The organism is Taurinivorans muris, from assembly GCF_025232395.1.
Classification (GTDB): domain Bacteria; phylum Desulfobacterota; class Desulfovibrionia; order Desulfovibrionales; family Desulfovibrionaceae; genus Taurinivorans; species Taurinivorans muris.
Map to the genome: position 1 here is coordinate 1,973,396 of NZ_CP065938.1, position 20,894 is coordinate 1,994,289.

A 20,894-nucleotide genomic window follows, 5' to 3' on the forward strand; every position below is an offset into this window, starting at 1 on the left:
CCCTTATGAGGTGGTAGGTATGAGTCAAGAATTTTTAGACCCTGAACTTGTTGCTGATTTTATTATTGAATCTCGTGAACATCTTGAGACTATCGAACCGAATTTGCTGGAGCTTGAAAAAACTCCTGAAAATTTAGTTCTCTTAAATGATATTTTCCGTCCTATGCACTCTTTAAAGGGTGCTTCTGGTTTTTTGGGTTTAAATAGAATTAATAAACTTGCCCATAGAGCTGAAAACGTTCTTGATGAATTAAGAAAAGGCACAATGACGGTTGATTCTGTCATTATGGATATTATTTTGGCGACAACCGACGCTTTCAATAATATGCTCAACAGCCTTGAAGAAACAAACAGCGAAGGCGATACGCCTATTGACCACCTTGTTGATTTATTGGATAGGATTTTGGCTGGTGAACGCTTTACCAGCATGGAAGAAGCGCTTAACGGCGGCGGTGCCGTGCCTGTGGAACAAACGCAAGCGGCGGAACCTGTGACAGAGCCCGCGGAGGAAGCCGGTCCTGCTGAAGAGCCTGCACAAGCGGTTGAAGAACCTGCTCCTGCTGAAGCCGTGCAGGAAGAAGCTCCGGAAACGGAAGCTGCGGCGGAACCGGCTGCGGAACAAGCTCCTGTTCAAGTTGCTGCCGAAGTCCCCGCACAAGCGCCTGCTGAAAATTCTGTTCCTGTACAAAATACGAATACGGCAAAAGCCCGCAAAGTTTTGCCTTCTGGCGAATGGATTTTGACTTTAGCGAAAAAAGACCCGCTGATCCTTTCCGCATTTGGCGAAGACCACTTGAGAGATTTCATTGATGAAGCATTGGATAATACGTCAATGCTTTATGACGGACTGATTGAACTTGAAAAAATTTCCCACGATCATGAAGACGCTCATGAGTTGGTAAATACTTTATTCAGAAATTTCCATAATTTGAAAGGGAATAGCGGGCTTGTCGGCTTTCATGATTTGAATGCGCTGACCCACGAAGCTGAAACATTGCTCAACCGGGCAAGGCAAGGCGAGCTTGTCGTAACTAACGACCTTATCGATCTGCTGCTTATTGTTGTCGATGTTATGGAAGCTCTTATCAGAAGCATAAACATTTCTGCGGGCAACGCAGCCGTTTTTGACACATCCGAACTTCTTGCACAGCTTAAAGACGCTGTTGCCGGCAATCCTCCAAGTCTTCCTCCTTCCATTTTCCTGTCCGATGATAGTGCGCCGGAAGAACAGGAAGAAACAAAGCAAGAGGGCGGGCTCATTATTCCCGGAGCGCCGGAATTGCAGGAATTGACCCATGCGGGTATCAAAGAAATGCCTCTTACTTCCATCGGGGCGGGCTTGCTTGACAGTGACGATGATTTGGCTTTGTTCCAATCCACCGTGAAACAGCAATATGCGGTTATTCAATATGCATTGAAAGAACTGGAAAAAGACCCTACGGTAAAAGCTCAGCAGGATGCGCTTTTCAGAGGTTATACCGCTATTCAGAATGCTTCCAGCTTCATGGAATTTGCCGAACTTAAGGAATATGCGCAAAGAACGGCGAATATTGTTGACCAAGGCAGAACCAGTGATATCGGTTTTGAATGTCTTGTTCCTTTGTTGGACCAAGAAACGGACATTATTGTTGAAATGGCTAACAATGCCATTGAACAAGCCGTACTTGCCAAAAATCCGGAACTTGCAAATTCCGCGGAAACGGCGGAAACGCCAAAAGCTGAAGAAAAACCTGCGCAGGCTTCCGCGGCACCTGCACCGGAAGCGCCAAAGCCGGAAGTATCAAAGCAAGAAGAAAAAGCTCCGGCAGCTCCCGCGTCCGCACCAGCTCCTGCGGCGGCTCAAACCGCAGCAAAGCCCGAAGCACCGGCAGCTTCTGCGGCAGCGCCAAAAACTCCTGCTCCTGCCGCTTCAGAAAAAGCACAAGCAGCGCCAAAAACCGCGGCACCCGCAGCGCCTGCTGCGAAACCGGCAGCTCCTGCGGCAAGCGCTGACCATCACCCTCAAGGTGCGAACGGCGCAAAATCCGCAGCTTCCGCTCCTCATGCCGAAAAGGCGACAACCTCAAGCATTCGTGTTGATTATGAAAAATTAGACCATTTGATGAACCTGATCGGCGAGTTATTGATCAACCGTAACCGTTACGCCATGATAGCGAAAAACTTGGAGTCTAATATCAACGAAGTCGATATTGTCAATGTTGCTCAAGACTTATCCGAAACAACATATGCGATGAGCCGTATTTCTGATGATTTGCAGGATACGCTTATGAAAGTGAGAATGCTGCCTGTTTCTTCAGTGTTTTCCCGTTTCCCCCGTCTTGTCCGCGACCTGTCCAGAAAGGTGAATAAGGAAGTCGAACTTGTTTTTGAGGGTGAGGAAACAGAACTTGACAAGAGCATTATTGAAGCGATCAACGACCCTCTCATGCACTTGATCCGTAACAGTGTGGACCATGGCATTGAAGACGCTGAAACACGTTTGGCTCTGGGCAAGCCCGCCGGAGGTCGCGTGACCCTTCGCGCATATCATAAAGGCAACTCTGTTGTCATTGAAATTGAAGACGATGGCAAAGGCATCGACCCTGAAAAAATGCGTGAAGTTGCAATCAATAAAGGTATTATTTCTCCTGAGGAAGCGAAAGCCCTTACCGACAGGGAAGCCGTGGAACTTATTTTCGCTCCCGGATTTTCATCCGCTCAAGTTGTTACGGATATTTCAGGCCGCGGTGTCGGTATGGACGTTGTCCGTACGAATATCAAGAATTTAAAAGGAAATATCGCCATTCATACGGTGCCTAACCAAGGCACGCGCTTCTCGCTTTCATTGCCGCTCACTTTGGCGATTATTGAAGCGCTGATGATTAAAATGGGTGACCAAACCTATGCCATTCCTCTTGACGCTGTTGCTACGACAACAAAACTTGACAGCAATATTTTAACGAGTATCAATGGACGCAATGCCGTAACGCTTCGCGGCGAAGTTTTAGGCATTGTGGATTTAGGGGAACTTTTGAACTTGCCAGAAACCATTAATAACGATACTATTTCCGTTGTTATTTTACAAGATAACGATAGACGGATTGGTCTTGTTGTAAATCAGCTCCTTGACAGACAAGAAATTGTTATCAAGCCTCTCGGTATGTATTTGAATAATATCCAAGGCTTGTCAGGAGCGAGCATTATGGGTGACGGCAGTGTGGTTCTGATTCTTGATCCTCACGAAATTTATACGATGGCTTCGCCAAAAGCTATTGCAAATCAATAACCCATAAAAAAGGAACAGCAAGTGTTCCTTTTTTTATTTGGAAAAAACATGGCAATAAATTATTTTGATTTGTTTGTGATTATCGTGTTCGCCTTTTTTTTCATCAAAGGGGCGTTCAGCGGCTTTTTTGAGGAAGTTTCCGGCATTGTCGCGATTGTTTTAAGCGTTGTGCTGTTGCGGATGTACGGGCAGTCTGTTGCCGGCTTCATCGGAAATTACAGTGAAAGTTCGCTCAATTATCCTTTTGCCATTGTGATTATCGTGGTGGGAAGTTTTCTTGTTGTTTCCCTTATCGTCAAAGTTTTAAGCAAAATCATGCAAATTACTTTTACCGGCTGGATCAACAGGTTGTTAGGCGCGGTTTTTGGTCTTGTGAAAGCCGTTTTTCTTACGGGAATCGTTGCTTTTGTGCTTTCATGGTTCCTCAGGGACGACCCGCTTGTGAGCAATTCCGCCACTATCCCGTATCTGCTTGATATTATGGGTAAAATAACTGATTATGTGTTTGGAAATTATGAAATTATGGGGATGAAAATATGGAAGTGAATAAATTGACGCAAGCAATCCTTGCAATGAATGATGTTATTGAAAAAATTTTGGCGGAGGACGGCGGCTGTCCTTGGGATAAAGAGCAAACACCGCTTACGTTGTCCGAATATTCCATTGAGGAATTGTTTGAATTTGTGGACGCTGTACGTAAAAACAATATTGCCGACGCTTGCGATGAAATGGGCGACCTCATTTTTGGCATTATGCTGATCGCCCATAAATATTCACAGCAAAACGCCTTTGATTTTGCCGACGCGTTGCTGAAAAGCGTGGAGAAAATGCAGCGCAGGCATCCTCACGTTTTTGCTAAAAAAGAAAATCAGGATACATCCAAAGAAGCTTTGCATGAAACTTGGGAAAAAATCAAAAATCAGGAAAAAGCTGAAAAAGGCGGTTCTGACGGGGCATTGGCTTCTATTCCGTCTGCTTTGCCGGCTCTTACCCGTGCTTACCGTATTCATGCAAAAGCCGCAAAAGCCGGTTTCACATGGGATGATGATGAAGATGCGGAAAAGCAGGTTGAAGCGGAATGGCTTGAACTGCTTGACGCTAAAGCGGAAGGCGATCCCGCACACATTGAGCATGAACTTGGAGATATGATTTTCAGCCTTGTGGAACTTGGCAGGCGCATGGGCGTAAAGGCGAATATCGCGGCTGATTTGACATGCAACCGTTTTGTCGCCCGTTTCGAGGCGATGGAAGCGCTTGCCAGAGAAAGAAATCTTGATTTTGAAAACATGAGCCTTGATGATAAGGACGAACTTTGGAACGAAGTAAAAGAAAAAGAATAAGTTTTTTGAGGTAGTTTGAAAAAATTTTAGCTTGATTTATCTTTTTTAAGGTGTGTTTTCAATCTGCATTGCCAAGACTAAGCAATAGCATAGCGTTAGAAGATTATTGTCATACGTTGTTTTGAAAGGGAACTATCCCCAAACTTTTCAATAAAAAAACTCTCTTTTTTCAAAGAGAGTTTTTTTATTATAATTTTGTAAGGTAATCAAGATAATAGGATGTTTTTATTTTAAGATAATTGTATGTATAAAATAATACATAAAATAACAAATATCTTGATTTAAAAGTCTATTCTTTTTATTTTTAAATGTATTTTCTTATATTTTTATAATAAAAGTTTATTATTATATATTGACAAGTAAATATTTATTCCTATGTTATATAAAAAGGAAAAAATATGGGATTACTAGAAGTATTAAAAAATAAAAAGGTTCATTATTTATATCATGCGAATACTGTTGTAACAGCAATAACATTTTTAGAAAATAATGGATTGTATTCAAGACAAGCAGTTGAAGACAAAGGATTATTTCAAACTCCGCAAGTGTCAGATGAGACAGATAAATTTTTTGGAGTTTATAATGATATTTTCTTTGATTCTTGTGATATACATGCAAGGGCAAGTAAAGTAAATAGTTATGGTCCTGTTTTATTTGTTTATCATGTTGATTTATTGTCTAATTATCTTGCTCATGTTGCAATTACAAAATCTAATCCTTTATATTGGAAAGCCGCTACTACTGAAAATGAGAAATACTTCCAAAACATTGAGGAAATAATGCAAGATTTTAATTATGGAACTTTTGCGCAACATATTACAATTAGAAATATTGGGTATATCGGTTTTAGTTTTTTATCTAAAATTATATTTGATAGTTATGAGGTTGAGAAGTTAAATCAAAGGCAGTATAACATATGGAAAAATGCATATAATAAATTAAATATCTTGTGTAGTGAAAAAAATATAGAGTTTGGTTTACGTAATTGTTTTTCTTGTTGTCAATGTCATGAGAATTTTAATGAAGAACATTTTTTAACTGGTAGTGATTAATTATGAATAAACTTGAATTAGGAAAGAGACTATTTTTTGAACAAGAACAAATTTCTACTGGGGGAGAGAGCATAGAAAATCGTGATCCTTTTCAGCGGGATAGAGATAGAATTTTACATTCTAGAGCTTTCAGGCGTTTAATGCATAAGACTCAAATATTTAATGCTAATAAAGGTGATCATTTTAGGAATAGATTGACGCATACTTTAGAAGTATCACAAATAGCAAGATCAATAGGAAAAGTTCTTGGTCTTGATGATGAATTACTAGAAGCAATTTCTTATGGGCACGATTTAGGGCATACTCCTTTTGGACATATTGGAGAAAAAACTTTAAATAAAATTTTAAAAGGGGAATATATCGATAGATTGTCTTCAGAAAATCAAAGGTTATTTCCACAGTCAGGGGATAATTTTAAACATAATTTTCAGTCGTTACGAGTTGTTGACTCTTTAGAATGTAGGTCAGAAGCGTATATGGGGTTAAATTTAACTTTTGCAGTAAGAGAAGGTATTTTAAAGCATACAAATAAATTAATGAATATAAAATATTCTGATTTGAATTTAGAACATATGCAGATTGCTAATGAATTTAGTTGTACATTAGAAGGACAAGTTGTTGCTATTTCAGATGAAATTGCTCAATGTACACATGATTTGGAAGATGGTGTAAGAAGTGGCATTATATCAATAGCAGATGTGGAAAAGAATGATTTAGTGAAGAAAATTATCGATAATTATAAGTTAAAAGAGTTAAATTATAATAGTAAAACTCCTAGCTTAGATATTAGGATAAATCGTATTAAATTTTTAGTTGGATATTTGATCAATGATGTTTGTATTCAATCTCAAACAGAGATAAAAAAGAAATTAGGAGATAATAATGACTTTAAGGCAATATATGTTACAGAGAAGCTTGTTGATTTTAAATCTGAAACAAAAGAACTTGTAAGAAAATTAAATGAATTTATTACAAACTCAGTAATTTTTTCTGAGGATATAAGTATTGCAGATGCAAAATCAGAAAATATTATTATTCAATTATTTTCTGCTTATTACCAAACTCCAAGACAATTGCCAGACTATATTTTAAATCGTTATTTTTTAAAAAATGGTTTAGATTTTAATCGTCTTGCTTTAAAGGAGGATGAATTAAAATGTGATATAAGGTTTGTGCGATTAATTTGTGACTATTTAGCTGGAATGACAGATCAATTTGCGTCACGCGAATATATGCGTTTATATTATCCGGAATATATATAATAAGTTTAGAATTAGATTTGTTTATCATGTAAAAAAAACTCTCTTTTTTCAAAGAGAGTTTTTTTATTGAAACAGGTTTGCCGTTTTTAATCGGCTCATGAGAGCGTATGATTATTTTCCTTTGCCCAGTTATGGAATTGTTCCATCCATGCGGGGAAGAGGGGAATTTCTTTTTTTGCGCGGTATGTTTTATATTCTTTGTCCGACATGGAGTCCTCGGTTTTGGAGTCTTTGTCTGCTTCGTCCTGTACGAACCCGTAGAACATGTTGAGTTTGCGGTTAAAATCCGCGTTTAAGCTCATTTCGTGCAGAAAATGCTCAAGTTCATTGTCGGTCAGGGATAATTCTTTTCGGATAAAGGAAAAAATAGCGCTTTTCACGTCATTCAGCACAATGGGGCTGTGTTGGATTTTTTCTAACAGCCCCAGCAAATGGGGAAGCTGTGTCTTACATTCCGCATATAATGCTTCCGGAATTTCAATTGTGGCATTGACGCCGTCTTCTGTTTCTTCAAAGCAAAAATAACGAGCCCAATGTTCAAAAAAAATCGCATCAAGAAGTAAATCTTGTTTATCCATACGTTATTTCAATTCTCCAAGCAAGGAATGTTTTTTGGCTGTGACGATTTTTACAGGTGCGATGTCACCCGCTTTATAATTCAAGCGGTTAGGGATAATGAGGTTTACGGTGTTTCCCCATGTGTCATGTCCTTGCCAGCTTGTGGCGTCACTGTCGCCGTTTAAGCTTTCTGCGCTTTTTATGGTTTCAACAGCAATATCATTGTCTTTGATTTCCGAATATTTCGGTTTGGCGCTTTTTGCTTCAAGCAGCACGTCGGTTTCCATGCCGACACGTGATTTCAGCCATTTTTCTCCAAGTTCGTTTTGCAGCTCCATAAGCCGGTTGAGTCTGTCAAGACCGACTTTCGGATTGATTTTATCCTGCATTTTTGAGGCGCGGGTATTCGGTCTGTCGGAATAGATGAAAGAAAACGAGGCGATAAAATCTGCTTCTTTCATAATTCGCAGGGTTTCTTGAAAATCTTCTTCCGTTTCGGTCGGAAAGCCGACAATAAGGTCGGTGGAAAGAGCGATGTCAGGGCGGGCACTGCGGAGTTTATCCACTAAACGCATGAAATCGTGATTGGTATATCCCCGTCCCATTTTTTCAAGAATGGCGTTGGAGCCGGCTTGCAAAGGCAGATGAAGGCGGGGGGCAAGCACCGGCAATTCTTTATAGGCATTGACTGTTGCGTCGCAGAAATCACGGGGATGAGGGGTGACGATATGCAGGCGCTTCAAACCGTCCAGTTTTGCAACTTCGTATAATAATTCAACAAAATGAGGCGTATCGCCTGCATTGTCTTTTCCGTAGGCATTGACATTTTGCCCAAGCAGCGTGAGGTCGCAAATACCCCGTTCAAGCCATTCCCGGCATTCCGCAAGAACGGAAGAAGCCGGGCGGGATTTTTGGCGTCCTCTGGTATAGGGCACAATGCAGTAGGCGCAAAAGTTGTTGCAGCCTTGCATGATATTGACAAAAGCCCTTGTGTCGTTTCCTTTTGTGCTTTCTTCAACGGTTCCGGTGGGTAGGACCAGAATATTTTTAAAAAAATCAAGCTCCGGATTTCTGTTTGGAAATTCTTTGGTGAATTTTAAATAAGAAAGGCGGAGTTTTGGATTTTTTGCAATTTTTTCAAATGCTTCCGGAGCATGTGCTATGCCGTCACTGCCAAGCACAAGGCGCACATGCGCATTTTTTTCCCATAATTTTTCGCCCATTTGCTGGGCGACGCAGCCAGCCACTGCAACACTTGCTTTCGGATTGGTTTCCCGAATAATGCCAAGCATGCTTAAAACTTTGTGCTGTGGTTTTTCACGTACCGAACAGGTATTGATGAAAATAAAATCGGCGGTTTCCATACCGCTTTCTTTCCAGCCCATTTTGATAAGAGCGCGCGCAACCCAGGCGCTGTCGTTGACATTCATTTGGCAGCCGTAGGTTATGCAGTGAAATGAAGGCATGGAATTTCCTTAAACAGTCGTATCAAAGTTGGAAGCGTTTTGCGCTTTGCAAACGGTAACTTTTGCGGAACGGAGGAGTCTTCCTTTGAGAACATAGCCTTTTTGCATAACGGCGATAAGGTGCCCTTCGGGAATTTCAGCATGTTCTGCTTGGGCGATGGCTTCATGAAATTCAGGATTAAACGCTTCCCCGACAGTGCCGACAGGTTCCAAACCATGTTTTTTGACAGCGTCAAGAAGAAGCTTTTTCGTCATTTCAACACCCATGATGGTGTCTTTGCATGCTTCATTCTTGCTTCCGTATTGCAGTGCCAAGTCGAGATTGTCAAGGGTTGGCAAAAGATCCGCAAGAACGGATTCCGCCGCATAAGCCATTTGTTCGTCTTTTTCTTTTTGCAGGCGTTTTTTAAAATTTTCCATTTCTGCCAAAGCACGGATGCGGGTATCTTCAGCTTCTTTGAATATTGTGCAGTCAGGGCAGACAAGCGCCTTGCAGTCCTCCGGATTTAAAGCGATTTTTTCTGTATTTTCACATTCTGTATAGTTTTCTTCGCAGAATTCTTCGTTATATTCTTCTGTATTTTTATGCAGATGTTTTTTAGACATACTTGCTCCTTTGTCGTTTTCCTAAAAGTAGGCATGAAATAAGAGTCTGTCAAGGTTTTGTCTTAATTTTCTTTCGGACTGTCCGGATTATTGAGGGGGTAAGTCCATGCCTTGTCTTGGGGGGTGCATGGCTTGTTCTGCCCGTGCCGCCAACTGAAGCATTTTGGTAAAGCTGTCCACGACAGTTTCAGGTTCGGAAACGCCTTGAATGAGAAAATCGTTGATAGGTTTGTTGAACTGGATGGCGGCGTCAATTTCCGCGTTCGAGCCTTTGCTGTACGCTCCGATATTGATCATGTCTTCCGAAGTGTTATAGGTGGAAAGCAGATTGGTGAGTATGCGGCCTGCCTTGACAAGGTCGGGTTCTATGATGTCATTGCGCAGACGGCTGATGGATTTTAAAACGTCAATGGCGGGAAAATGGCCTTTGTCCGCAAGCTGGCGGGTAAGCACGATATGACCGTCCAAAATGGAACGCACGGCGTCCGCGATAGGTTCGTTGAAATCATCGCCGTCGACAAGAACGGTATAAATACCTGTGATTGTCCCTTTGTCGGAACGTCCCGCCCTTTCCAGCAAGCGGGGGAGCTGGGCGAAGACGGAGGGAGTGTAGCCTTTGGTGGTGGGCGGTTCACCCGTGGCAAGTCCGATTTCACGGGAAGCCATGGCAAAACGTGTTACAGAATCCATCATAAGAAGCACGTTTTTGCCCTGGTCGCGGAAATATTCCGCAACGGCTGTCGCCGCGTAAGCCGCACGCATGCGCACAAGGGCGGGCTGGTCTGAGGTGGCGACAATGACGCAAGAGCGCGCCATGCCCTCGGCTCCTAAATCGCGTTCCATAAATTCCAAAACTTCCCGTCCGCGTTCGCCTATGAGCCCCATGACAATGACTTCCGCTTCCGTATAGCGTGCCATCATGCCCATAAGTGTTGATTTGCCGACGCCGGAACCCGCCATGATACCCACACGCTGTCCTTTGCCCATTGTAAGAAGAGAATTAATACAGCGAACCCCTACATCCAAGGTTTCGTCGATCCGCGGTCTGTCAAGGGGAGCGGGCGGGTCTGCATAGAGTGAAATCATTGTTTCAGGGTTGATAGGAGGTTTTTTATCCAAGGGATTGCCGAACGCGTCCAAGGTCCTGCCCAAAAGTTCGGACGATGCGGGAAAAAGGGGAGGCAGGCTGGAATTTTGGATAAGGCTTCCGGGACGAACGCCGCGCATTTCGCCGTAAGGCATGAATAAAAGGCTGTTGTCTTTGAAGCCGACAACTTCCGCCGCAATGGGCACGTCTTTCTTATTGTCGGGAATGATATGGCATACATCGCCCAAACTTGCTTTCAGCCCTGTCGCTTCAACAACAAGACCGACAACTTTGGTTACTTTGCCGAAACTATGGACCGGGTTGCAGTCTTTCAATAAACGGATACAGGTCGCTGGGTCGAAAGGCATTGTTTTCCCTTATTGTTTACTGTCAAAGCCCATTTCCGCCAAAAGGTCGTCAGCAAGGTCGCTGGGCAGAGGGCTTTCCTGTTTCGGTTCATTTCCGAGAAATTCATCCACCAAGTCCTGTGCTTCGGCATGCGCGTCCGGGGAGGAAAAGGTCGGCAGTTCTTCAATGACTTCGATGGGTTCTTCTTGTTTCGTTTGCATTTGCGGAGCGTCAAAAAGGCTGTTGTCAATTTCCTGCGCGGAAGAGAGGGCTTGTTTTTGCGGTTGAACAGGATTTTTTGGCGCGGAGGCTTGATTTTGTTCCCGCAAAATTTCTTCCATGCCGGCAGGGGCATTGCCATTTGGTTCAGCGGAAGCCTGTTTGGCAAAATCTTGCGCTGTTTCCGCCTGCATATCGGTTTCCGGCATGTCTTGTGCCGGCATGATTTCCTGCGTTTCCGGCATAAAAACGGATTGTTCCGAAGGTGCGTCCGCCGAAACATCTGCATTGCCTGCGTCCTGCTCAGGGACTGGTATCGGGGAATGTTCCGTATCGGGCATAATTTTTTCAAGAGGAATTTCCGCAACGGGAGTTTCAGCTTGCTGCATGGAATGGGCAAGCACGGGATTGTTTTGCATTTCGCGGTTGAGGGTGTCCTTGACGTGTTGGGTCAGGAGTTCTTCCTCGCCGGAGCGGGGCAAAACAAGGTTATCCAAAATGTCCTGCACGAATTTTTGGCGTTCGCTGCGGGAATTTTTGACATAAACATTGTCGCTTTCAAGTTCAAGGCTTCCCGGTTCCAATTCTTTGGAAGATTCCATGCTCCAATTTTTTTCCCGCGAATTTTCCAAAACCTGGGTGATAAGTTCCGCATCGGCAGGATTGACCCGAACGATGAAATTTTTCTTGTCAATGAGTTTCTGCACGCTTTCATCAAGAAGCTGTTTCAAAATGGCTTCTTTTTCGGTGTTGGCAACCCAGCCGGTTCCGACTTCAATGGCGTCAAGGGTCAATTGCTTTAAATCTTCTTTCCACACATCGTAAAATTTTGCAATTTGCTCATGAATGGAGAGCAGGACAACGGCTGTGCTTTCCCCTAAAATTTGTTGGTTTTGGGCAAGAATTTGCTGAATTTCCTCATGACCTTTCCGCACGGCTTCATCGTAGACATCCTGATAGCGTTGTTCCGCATCGCCAAGTGTCGCTTGTGCTTTTTGCTCGATTTCCTGCGCCTTTTTTTCCGCTTGGGCGGTAATTTCCTGCGCGTGCAGCTCCGCTTCCCGGACAATTTCGTCACTTCTGCGTTTCGCCTGCAAAAGAAGGGCGCGCACTTTTTCAGTAGCCCGTGACTTCACGCTTTCAAGGTATTCATTTTCCGCCTCCTCACTCCATTTCACGTCTTTTTTTTGATTGAGGTAGGCATCAAGACGCGTTTCCCTATGGGTGAGAGGTCCCATGAAAATAGTATTGGTATTTTTTGCTTCAGGATTAGACAAAGACATCACCTCCGCCGCCGCGTGCGACTACGATTTTTCCTTGGGCTTCAAGGTTGCGCACTGTTTTTACGATACTTTGCTGGGCAGCTTCGACATCGGAAAGTTTGGTCGGTCCCATGTATTCCATTTCTTCCTTGAGCATGTTCGCCGCACGGTCGGACATATTGCGGAAGAAAAGGTCTTTCATTTCGTCGGAAGCGCCGCGTAAAGAAAGGGTAAGGTCTTCGTTGTTGATTTCCTTGAGAATTTCGCGGATACCCTTGTCGTCAATATATTTGCAGTCTTCAAACACGAACATGAGGTTACGGATGTCTTCAGCCATTTGGGCGGAAGTTTCTTCGATTTCAGAAAGGACTTCTTCTTCGGTGGCGCGGTCGACTTGGTTAAGAATTTCAGCAACGGACTGCGTGCCGCCGACTTTCTTTCCTTCCTTGCTGCCCATGGCGATAAGTTGGCTTTGCAAAACCCTGTCGACTTCCATAATCATTTCTTCGGAAACGGATTCCAACCGTGCCAAACGGATGAGAATTTCCGGACGAACTCCGGGAGGAAGCATGAGAAGCAAACTTGAAGCTTGGTCCGGTTTTAAATGTCCCAAGATAAGGGCGAGGGTTTGCGGGTGTTCGTTTCTCAAAAGCTGGGCGAGAAGTTTCGGATTTGCCCTGTCAAGTTCTTGGAAAGGCACGGGACCCGTTTCAAGGTTGAGGGAGTCGGCAACGTATTTTGCCGTTTCAGGGTCCAAATTGCTCGCAATAACTTGTTTCAATGTTTCCTGACCGCCTGATACGATGTCCAAACCGTCAACAAGAGCCATGTGGAATTCACGTAAAATCGCTTCAACTTCTTCTTTTGAAACAGAATCAAGTTCCATGATGGCACGGGAAATATTGGTGATTTCCGACCGTGTCATCCTATTAAATACATCGGAGGCGAATTTATCCCCCAATGCAAGTAAAATAACGGCTATTTTCTGTGTTCCTGTAAATTCCATGTATTTTCCCCAAGTATTTGTCAAATAAATGGCAAATATTAATCTCTTAGTCTGATATGCAAAAAATCTGCCAAATTGTTATTTTTATCCTTTTATCAATATCGGTATCCCGCAGGAAAATGTTATGACAGCTTCGCAGGCTTCTGCAAAAATTTGGTTCGCTTTTCCTTGCATGTCCCTGAAAATCCTCGCTTCTTCATAAATGGGAACTATGCCCATGCCCACTTCATTGCTCACAAGGACAAGGGGAATTTGCGTATCGCTTATCATTTTCGCAACGTCGTTTGTTTTTTTTAAAATCGCTTCCTCCGTTTCGTTTGCGAGCAGCAAATTGGAAAGCCAAAGGCTTATGCAGTCTATCACTATGATTTTGGAATTGTTTCTTTTCGCAAGATTTGCCGCGGAAATCAAATCATAAGGTTCCTCAATGGTGACCCATGTTGAATTTCGTTGCTTTTGGTGGTCCAGTATCCGTTTTTGAATTTCTTTGTCGGTACTTTCTTTCTGTTGACCTGCGGAATTTCCTTGTTCGGAATTTTCCTGCGGTGCCGCAAAACTTTTTTGCATGGTTGCTATGAAGGTTTTTGGTCCCTGAACATTTTGCGCATAGTGAAGCGCGAAATCGCTTTTTCCGCTTCTTGTCCCGCCGACGCAAAGCAAAGAGCGGGGTTTCAAATCCGCCACATCAAGGCGTTTATCAAATACAAGGCACTTATTCATAGGATATTGTGCTTAAATCATGGGCGAATTGTTCTAACGCATCCGCAAAAGCCAGGTTTGCGGGAGTATTGTTTCTGCGGTTGAGCCAAAGAGCCAATTCCAAGAGGTGGGGAACGGAAGCCAAATTCTCATCATGGCTTACGAGATATTGTTTCAAATCATTTTTTACTTTGCTCACGCGGGAACGCAGCTGTTCGGAGCGTATGGAGCTTTGTTTGATATTTTCCTCAAACGTGCGCGCCAAATTTTTGTTGTCCCGGTTTTGTTCAAAACCGAGCATATTTTCAGCAAAAAAGCGTTCTTCCTGTGCCAAATCGTTCTCAATGGCAAGCAGATTTTGAATGTTTTCGGAAAGCTGGGGGATGTCTTGCAATATGCGTATGCCCCGGGCATAGACAGTGCATTGTTTGGCATAGGCATTGAACATTTTTTCCTGTTCGGCATCCGGCATGTTTTTTTGTTTTGCAATTTGCCGCATGGAACGGATAAGGGCGGGAGACAAGTGTTCGTAAAGCACGGGAAGCATGTTTGCGTTATAGGCATATTCCAAAACTCCGGCACGTCCTTTCATGTGTTCCAAGCCCATGAGTCCTGTGCCGTAACGTTGGTTTATCCGAGGCATGGAAGTTGTGAGGACCGCTTGTCCGTCTGCATCGGTTTTGTAATTGTTCACAAGGTAATCAGCCAAGTCTTGAATAAAGAAAAGGCTGACAACGGGGTCGAAAGAAGTATCGGGGACAAGGGAGGTCAGCGTACCCTGCTTGCTTGGAAAAGCCGTATCCTGGGCAGACGGGGCGAGCTGATTGCTGCGCAGCTCTTCAAGTTTTGCGAGTTTTTCCTGTTTGTCTTTTTCTTGCGCCAGTGCGATTTCTTCCTCTGTAAGCATTTTGCGTCCGCTTTCAAGGGGAGTTATTGTGCTTGGCGGTTCGAGGGTGAAATCTTCGGGAGTTTTTTCTTCGGCGTTATTTTCCTGAAAGGTGTTATTTTGTTGGACCAGAGGCGTCATATCGTGTTCTGCGAGATTGTTTTCTGCATTTTGGTCGGGAGAAATTTTTGCAGGCTGTTCCGGGCTGAGTTTTTCAAAAATTTCATTGGCTGAATTTTGCAAGGAATTGAGAAGCCCTTTGTTTTCCGTATCATTTTGTGCGGAGTTTGTTTCAGAAGCATTGTCGGGTTTTTTGATGAATGCGTTGATTTTATTTTCGATTTCTTCCGATACGAAGGGAATGTCCGCCTTATCGGGGAATAAGGCGAAATAAACACCGGCAATGACGGCTAAAATGATGAGTATGGCAATAAGCAGGGAAAGAAAGGAAACTCCTTTCTTTTGTTTGTTGTTGGTTTGTTGGTTTGTATTGTTACTCATGAAAGGAATCCTTATTTTTGAGCTGATGTTTTTTTATTCAAATTCATGTATTTTTCAAAATTTTACAGTATATTGCTTGGTTATCATAATTTTCATATTGTGTTAAGTCTTATTTTTCAGAATGAAAATTTTTTTGAGGGAAATCATTAAAAAACATAAATAAAAACTGCTGCATACTTTACATGTATGCAGCAGTTTCAAATATGTTCAAAAACAATGACTAAGCTGGTACCGGGAGCGAGACTTGAACTCGCAAGGGCGTACACCCGGTGGATTTTGAGTCCACTGCGTCTACCAATTCCACCATCCCGGCATGAGAAGTATTAATAAAAAGAAAGAGCGTTTTTGTCAAGAAAAATTTTCAGGTATTATTTGCGTTTTTTATTCGCTTCCGCACTGCGTTTTTCCCACAGCTTCATTTCACGCATTTTTTTTCTTCTTTCCCGCTGCAATTCTTTGCAGACAAGGGGGCTTGTCTTTTTTATGCCCCATTTTTCGCGGTAGGAATCCGCGTCCAAATTATGGGTCGCCAAATGTTTTTTTGTGATGATTTTAAAACTTTTTCCACATTCGAGGCACGTGATTGTTTTTTCTTTGATTGATTTTGCCGGGCTGATATTGACGGCGACAGGCTCGCTTTCTTCCGCCGGCAAATCTTCAAGATGGCGCAGATGGTGGGAGAGGTTTTTCACCATAGATGTGATTTCCTCTTCTGACATGATACGGACAGAAGCTTGTGCCTTCACTATTTCAAGGGCTTGTTTCAAATAATCGTCCATAATGGCTCTCTTTTGGTTATAGGATTGAAAATCGGGCAAAGCGGGTTATTGCTGTGTGCCCCCGCTTTGCCTGCCTGCTTATTTGAAAAGTTTTTCTAAGCCTTTTTCAAGAAGCCTTCCGCCGTCGATAACGTCATTTCCAAGGGAATCGCCTGTATTGAGCAAGCCTTTTCCCAATATTTGCAGTTGCTTGGATAAATCCAAGCTTACGTGCGGGTCGCCGTATGTGCCGGTGACCTTGTAGGGGAAAACCAAACGCTGTTTTTTGAGTTCGGCGTTACCGGTTAAATTCAGGCTTTGTTTTGCCAGGTGGCTTGTTCCGTTTGCATTGAGCAGGATTGCGGAACTGTCGATATACGTATTTGTCGTTGAGAGCAAACCGTTTTTAATCGTAAAAGGAGCCTTCAGCGTGCTGAATTCGTATCTGTCGTTCAATTTCAGCTTGAGCTGCAAAAGGTCTGTTATGAAAGGGAGAAATTTCGTTTCGATTTTAATGCCTTTGCCGTCGATTTGTCCGCTTCCGTTCAGGGTGTTCAATGGGTCGGCGGTTTTCAGGTTTAGGGTTGATTTCACCGTAAGCTGTGCGTCCAATGGATTTTTTTCCATAAAGGCGGAAGCCCAGTTACGGGCGGTGATGCTTGGAGCGTCAAGATTGATGCTGACCAAATCCTTTGGCGCAAGTTCCAGGTTGGCGGCAACATGAATAGGTTCGCCGCCCTTGGTGACGGTGAGGGGTTTGATGTCGATGACGGTTTCCTTATTGTTCATTCTTCCCGTGACAACGCTGTGGATGGTGTCAAGGGTGAGTTTTTCATAGGAAATGTTTTTAGCGTCGGCTGTGAGCTTGAAATTGAAATTGCCGCTTTTTTGAGTTTGTTTTGGGGCGGTTTGCGTCCGGGCTTTGGGTGTGCTTTTTGCGCTTGTTTGGTCCTTTGCGGTTTCTTTAGGCAAATAATCCTGAACGGCAAGATTTTCTGCGTATAAATCGGCATTGAGGAATTGTTTTGTTAAATCGTATGAACCTTTGATTGAAATAAGTCCGTTGTTCGGGTTTAAGGTTAATTTGTTTATGACAACGGTTTTTGCCGTATTTTTTATTTCCGCATTCAGCTGCATTGTTTTGGGCAGATTGTTGAAGCGCATGCCGGCTAAAAAGTTTTCTTGAATGGCAAGGGGGAAAATATCGCCGCTGACAGTGACTTCCCCTTCTTTTTTATTTCCTTTGCTCTTGAGGGTCAGGTCCGCAAAGGGGCTTTGGACTGTTCCGTCAAGTTTTTCAACCATAACCGGCGAAAGGTTCATAATGCTTTCGGCTGTGATATTAACGGGTTGGCTGAAAGGAAAGCCTTTTGCGGGGGTGAATTTAAATGTTTCAATATCGTATTCGATGCTTTGCCCCATAAAGAGAAAACTGAGTTTTGTCGCTAAATCAAAGGCGATATCCTGCTGCTTATCCTTATACGCGAGACTTCCGTTAAAATCCACGGAAGAATTTTTATTTATGCCGAAATCTTCAATTTGGGCGTTGATGTTTCGGAGCTGAACTTCCTGTGCGTTGTCTTTGTAATAAACGTTGCTGTTTGTTATGGAAATTTCGGTAGGGACAAGATCGAAAATTTCTTCTATGGATTTTGCTTGTTTCGGATTTGCGGTATCGTTTTTTACCGTTTCCGTTTTTGTCTTGTTTCCGGTGTCGACATATTTGAGGGAGAGGCTGTCAACCTTGACGGAGTTGATTTGCACCGTGCCCGAAAAGAGCTTGAAAAGGGAAACGTTGATGTCGGCATTGTCGAATGTGACGGTGTATTCGGGAGAAGTTAAGGAAGATTTCCCCGCGCTGACGGTGAGAGAGGGAAAAATGCTCAGTTTGGGCAATTTTTCCATTTCGAGTTTTGCATTGAGATTTTTTTCTAAAACTTCACTGATTTTTTGGATGATGAAATCACTTTTTGTATTCACAAAAACAGTGAGACCCCCGAAAATGAGAATAAGGACGGCGGCAAGTCCGATTAATACTTTTTTCATACTTAAAACCTCATAGGCATATTATTTATGATACTTATCAATAACCTATTCTTTATGGCGTGTCAAAATAATTATGGGTTGTCATTATAATTATAGGTTATCATTGGATAATTTTAAAAAAACGGGAAAAATAAAAAATAATGAAAAGAAATATTTTTTTGCTTGACTTCGTACTTTGCTTGATATAAAAGGAATGTTCCGCAGGGGTGTTAACTCAGTAGGTAGAGTACCTGCCTTTTAAGCAGAGAGTCGCAGGTTCGAATCCTGCACACCCCACCATAAAGCCGATTGCGGAATAACGGCATATGCTGTTACGGCAGTTTTATTCCGTTTTATTTTTTGTGACTTCGGGGTGTTAACTCAGTAGGTAGAGTACCTGCCTTTTAAGCAGAGAGTCGCAGGTTCGAATCCTGCACACCCCACCATTTGACCCACCGTCCAGGTGGCTTTTTTTTATTTTTCATTTTTTTTAATTTGTCTTTCTTTTCTCTTCTTTGTATACTTCTTCTTTAGCGAGGAGAAAAGTATCTTGTTGATCCATTCCGTTGTCCTGACTGTTTACAATGCACCTTTCGATGTGGACCTTTGTCTGCGGTCGTTGGCAAGTTCGCTTGATTTTTTGCAGGTTGAACTTATTCTTGTCGACGATGCGTCAAAACAGGAAACCCAGAAAATATTGGACGATTTTATTGCGCAGTACCCGCAAGCCGTTCTTGTGCGCCATGCGGAAAACAAGGGATACCTCCATTCCGTGAACGATGGAATACGCCATGCCCATGGCGATATCGTAACCTTATTGAACAGTGATACGTTTATTCCCGCCGGTTTTAGCGACCGTATTTTGGCATGTTTCGCAAGTTCCGGGCAAATCGGTGTCGCAAGCCCCGTCCTGTCGCACGGAAATCCTTTTTCCGTGCCGATTGCGAAACGGATGAAACAGGAATTTAATAGCGGCACCTTGCCGGTTTTAATGGATGTTATTGATAAGAAAGCAAAAAACATCGTTCCGCGGTATCCGGATATCGTTTTTCCCGACGGGGCATGTTTTTCCATACGCCGCAGCTGTTTGGAAAAAGTCGGAAATTTTAGGGAAGAATACAGTCCGGGCTATTTTGAAGAGCTGGATTTTTGCATGCGCGCCCATAAAAACGGTTTTCGCTGTGTTTTTATCGAAAATCTTTATGTTTATCATAAATCTCATGCGTCTTTCGGAAAAAAGAGGACGAGTGAATACATGGCTCGGAATAAAAAACGTTTTTATGATGATTGGGGGCTGGAATATAAGCGGTTAAGCGCATTGTATCCTAAAAAACAGCATAAAAAACGTGTTTTTTGTTCTTTTTATTCTTTTGGTTATTATCTTTTTGTGGAAAGCCTTTTAAAGGTTTCGCGGATTATTCCGGTTTCTTCTGTCCGCAGAAAAATTCGTGCGTTATATCAATAAGAATGGTGAAAATATGAAAACAATTTTAGTAACCGGCGGGGCGGGTTTTATTGGTTCTTGCTATGTGCTTATGGCTGTCGCCATGGGTTATCGGGTCATTAATTTGGATAAATTGACCTATTCCGGAAACCTGGACAACCTTGCAAGCCTTAAAGGGAATGACAGGCATGTCTTCGTGCGGGGCGACATCGGCAATTATGAGCTTGTGCAATATCTTTGCAAGGAATATGCTCCGCAGTATGTTGTGAATTTCGCAGCCGAAAGCCATGTGGACAGATCCATTCTCGACCCTGAAGCCTTTGTGCGGACCAATGTTTTGGGAACATGCGCTTTGCTGCGGGCGGTAAAGGAATGGCACGCATCTTTGGACAAGGAAAGCGCGGCATATAAAGATTTTCGTTTTTTGCATGTTTCGACGGACGAAGTTTTCGGCGCATTGAAACCTGCGGACCCGGCTTTTACGGAAAAAACGGCTTTTGCTCCCAACAGCCCGTATTCCGCGAGCAAGGCTTCCAGTGACCATTTTGTGCGCGCATATCATGAAACCTACGGGTTGCCCTGTTTGATTACAAACTGTTCAAATAATTACGGACCAAGGCAATTTCCGGAAAAGCTCATTCCTCTTGTGACGCTTAATGCTTTGAAAAGAGAAACACTTCCGGTTTACGGCAAGGGGGAAAATATCCGCGATTGGCTTCATGTGGAAGATCACTGCGAAGCGATACATTTGGTTTTGACAAAAGGTACGGTTGGGGAAACCTATTGTATCGGCGGAAACAGTGAAAAAAGCAATATCGAGGTTGTAAAAGCCATTTGCGCGGTATTGGATGAACTGCGTCCCCATGAAGACGGAAAATATGAAACATTGATTCAATTTGTCACAGACAGGCTGGGGCACGATTTCCGCTATGCCATCGACTGCTCGAAAATACGGAATGAACTGGGCTGGAAACCGAAGCATAATTTTCAGGAAGGATTGGCGGAAACTGTCAAATGGTATTTGGAAAACAGCGCATGGGTTGAAAACGTCCAAAGCGGAGAATACCGCCGTTGGCTGGAAAAAAATTACACCGGCAGATAAGAGGCTAG

17 protein-coding genes and 3 tRNA genes are annotated in these 20,894 nt (G+C 43.1%); 9 read left to right on the forward strand and 11 right to left on the reverse strand.

What is annotated here, in order from left to right; all coding sequences use genetic code 11:
* The first annotated feature begins 19 nt into the window (after positions 1 to 19).
* The 5 genes from JBF11_RS09150 (at position 20) to dgt (ending at position 6,919) form a co-directional block, all read left to right on the forward strand.
* Positions 20 to 3,265, forward strand: a complete 3,246-nt coding sequence (locus tag JBF11_RS09150; RefSeq protein WP_334315175.1) for a chemotaxis protein CheA — start codon at positions 20 to 22, stop codon at positions 3,263 to 3,265.
* Positions 3,266 to 3,313: 48 nt separating this feature from the next.
* Positions 3,314 to 3,811 (forward strand): CvpA family protein, encoded by a 498-nt coding sequence (locus JBF11_RS09155; protein ID WP_334315176.1) that lies wholly within the window; start codon positions 3,314 to 3,316, stop codon positions 3,809 to 3,811.
* A complete protein-coding gene (gene mazG / locus JBF11_RS09160) occupies positions 3,802 to 4,605 on the forward strand; it encodes a nucleoside triphosphate pyrophosphohydrolase (protein WP_334315177.1) in 804 nt (267 codons plus the stop codon). Before JBF11_RS09155 ends, mazG begins: the two co-directional genes overlap by 10 nt.
* A gap of 398 nt (positions 4,606 to 5,003) precedes the next feature.
* Positions 5,004 to 5,657, forward strand: a complete 654-nt coding sequence (locus tag JBF11_RS09165) for a hypothetical protein (RefSeq protein WP_334315178.1) — start codon at positions 5,004 to 5,006, stop codon at positions 5,655 to 5,657.
* A 2-nt stretch (positions 5,658 to 5,659) separates the two neighbouring features.
* Positions 5,660 to 6,919 carry a dGTP triphosphohydrolase gene (gene dgt, locus JBF11_RS09170; RefSeq protein ID WP_334315179.1) on the forward strand — a complete coding sequence of 420 codons (1,260 nt, stop codon included), beginning with the start codon at positions 5,660 to 5,662 and terminating at the stop codon, positions 6,917 to 6,919.
* Positions 6,920 to 7,014: 95 nt separating this feature from the next.
* Here dgt and JBF11_RS09175 read toward each other — a convergent pair whose 3' ends face one another.
* The 11 genes from JBF11_RS09175 to JBF11_RS09225 all read right to left on the reverse strand — a co-directional run bounded on the left by JBF11_RS09175 (position 7,015) and on the right by JBF11_RS09225 (position 18,361).
* Positions 7,015 to 7,497 (reverse strand): hypothetical protein, encoded by a 483-nt coding sequence (locus JBF11_RS09175; protein ID WP_334315180.1) that lies wholly within the window; start codon positions 7,495 to 7,497, stop codon positions 7,015 to 7,017.
* Positions 7,498 to 7,500: 3 nt separating this feature from the next.
* Positions 7,501 to 8,943 (reverse strand): tRNA (N6-isopentenyl adenosine(37)-C2)-methylthiotransferase MiaB, encoded by a 1,443-nt coding sequence (gene miaB, locus JBF11_RS09180; protein ID WP_334315181.1) that lies wholly within the window; start codon positions 8,941 to 8,943, stop codon positions 7,501 to 7,503.
* A 9-nt stretch (positions 8,944 to 8,952) separates the two neighbouring features.
* The gene (gene grpE / locus JBF11_RS09185) at positions 8,953 to 9,549 is read right to left on the reverse strand and encodes a nucleotide exchange factor GrpE (RefSeq protein ID WP_334315182.1); all 597 of its coding nucleotides are present in this window, start codon (positions 9,547 to 9,549) and stop codon (positions 8,953 to 8,955) included.
* 87 nt (positions 9,550 to 9,636) lie between these two features.
* The gene (locus tag JBF11_RS09190) at positions 9,637 to 11,004 is read right to left on the reverse strand and encodes a FliI/YscN family ATPase (protein ID WP_334315183.1); all 1,368 of its coding nucleotides are present in this window, start codon (positions 11,002 to 11,004) and stop codon (positions 9,637 to 9,639) included.
* 9 nt (positions 11,005 to 11,013) lie between these two features.
* The gene (locus JBF11_RS09195) at positions 11,014 to 12,486 is read right to left on the reverse strand and encodes a FliH/SctL family protein (RefSeq protein ID WP_334315184.1); all 1,473 of its coding nucleotides are present in this window, start codon (positions 12,484 to 12,486) and stop codon (positions 11,014 to 11,016) included.
* Positions 12,473 to 13,471, reverse strand: a complete 999-nt coding sequence (gene fliG / locus JBF11_RS09200; protein WP_334315185.1) for a flagellar motor switch protein FliG — start codon at positions 13,469 to 13,471, stop codon at positions 12,473 to 12,475. The genes JBF11_RS09195 and fliG overlap by 14 nt, the downstream gene beginning before the upstream one ends.
* An 84-nt stretch (positions 13,472 to 13,555) precedes the next feature.
* On the reverse strand, positions 13,556 to 14,191 hold the full coding sequence (locus tag JBF11_RS09205; RefSeq protein ID WP_334315186.1) for a bifunctional adenosylcobinamide kinase/adenosylcobinamide-phosphate guanylyltransferase: 636 nt from the start codon (positions 14,189 to 14,191) through the stop codon (positions 13,556 to 13,558).
* Positions 14,184 to 15,557: a hypothetical protein gene (locus JBF11_RS09210; RefSeq protein WP_334315187.1), complete on the reverse strand. Its 1,374-nt coding sequence runs from the start codon at positions 15,555 to 15,557 to the stop codon at positions 14,184 to 14,186. The genes JBF11_RS09205 and JBF11_RS09210 overlap by 8 nt, the downstream gene beginning before the upstream one ends.
* Positions 15,558 to 15,783: 226 nt before the next feature.
* A tRNA-Leu gene (locus tag JBF11_RS09215) sits at positions 15,784 to 15,870 on the reverse strand.
* A 55-nt stretch (positions 15,871 to 15,925) separates the two neighbouring features.
* Positions 15,926 to 16,336 carry a Ros/MucR family transcriptional regulator gene (locus JBF11_RS09220; protein WP_334315188.1) on the reverse strand — a complete coding sequence of 137 codons (411 nt, stop codon included), beginning with the start codon at positions 16,334 to 16,336 and terminating at the stop codon, positions 15,926 to 15,928.
* Positions 16,337 to 16,414: 78 nt separating this feature from the next.
* Positions 16,415 to 18,361 (reverse strand): AsmA family protein, encoded by a 1,947-nt coding sequence (locus JBF11_RS09225; protein ID WP_334315189.1) that lies wholly within the window; start codon positions 18,359 to 18,361, stop codon positions 16,415 to 16,417.
* Between the two features lie 203 nt (positions 18,362 to 18,564).
* On the opposite strand from JBF11_RS09225, the gene JBF11_RS09230 reads away from it, so the two are divergent.
* The 4 genes from JBF11_RS09230 (at position 18,565) to rfbB (ending at position 20,886) form a co-directional block, all read left to right on the forward strand.
* Positions 18,565 to 18,640 (forward strand) — tRNA-Lys (locus JBF11_RS09230).
* Between the two features lie 70 nt (positions 18,641 to 18,710).
* A tRNA-Lys gene (locus JBF11_RS09235) sits at positions 18,711 to 18,786 on the forward strand.
* Between the two features lie 104 nt (positions 18,787 to 18,890).
* The gene (locus tag JBF11_RS09240) at positions 18,891 to 19,805 is read left to right on the forward strand and encodes a glycosyltransferase family 2 protein (protein ID WP_334315190.1); all 915 of its coding nucleotides are present in this window, start codon (positions 18,891 to 18,893) and stop codon (positions 19,803 to 19,805) included.
* A 13-nt stretch (positions 19,806 to 19,818) separates the two neighbouring features.
* Positions 19,819 to 20,886 carry a dTDP-glucose 4,6-dehydratase gene (rfbB, locus tag JBF11_RS09245; protein WP_334315191.1) on the forward strand — a complete coding sequence of 356 codons (1,068 nt, stop codon included), beginning with the start codon at positions 19,819 to 19,821 and terminating at the stop codon, positions 20,884 to 20,886.
* Positions 20,887 to 20,894 lie beyond the last annotated feature (8 nt).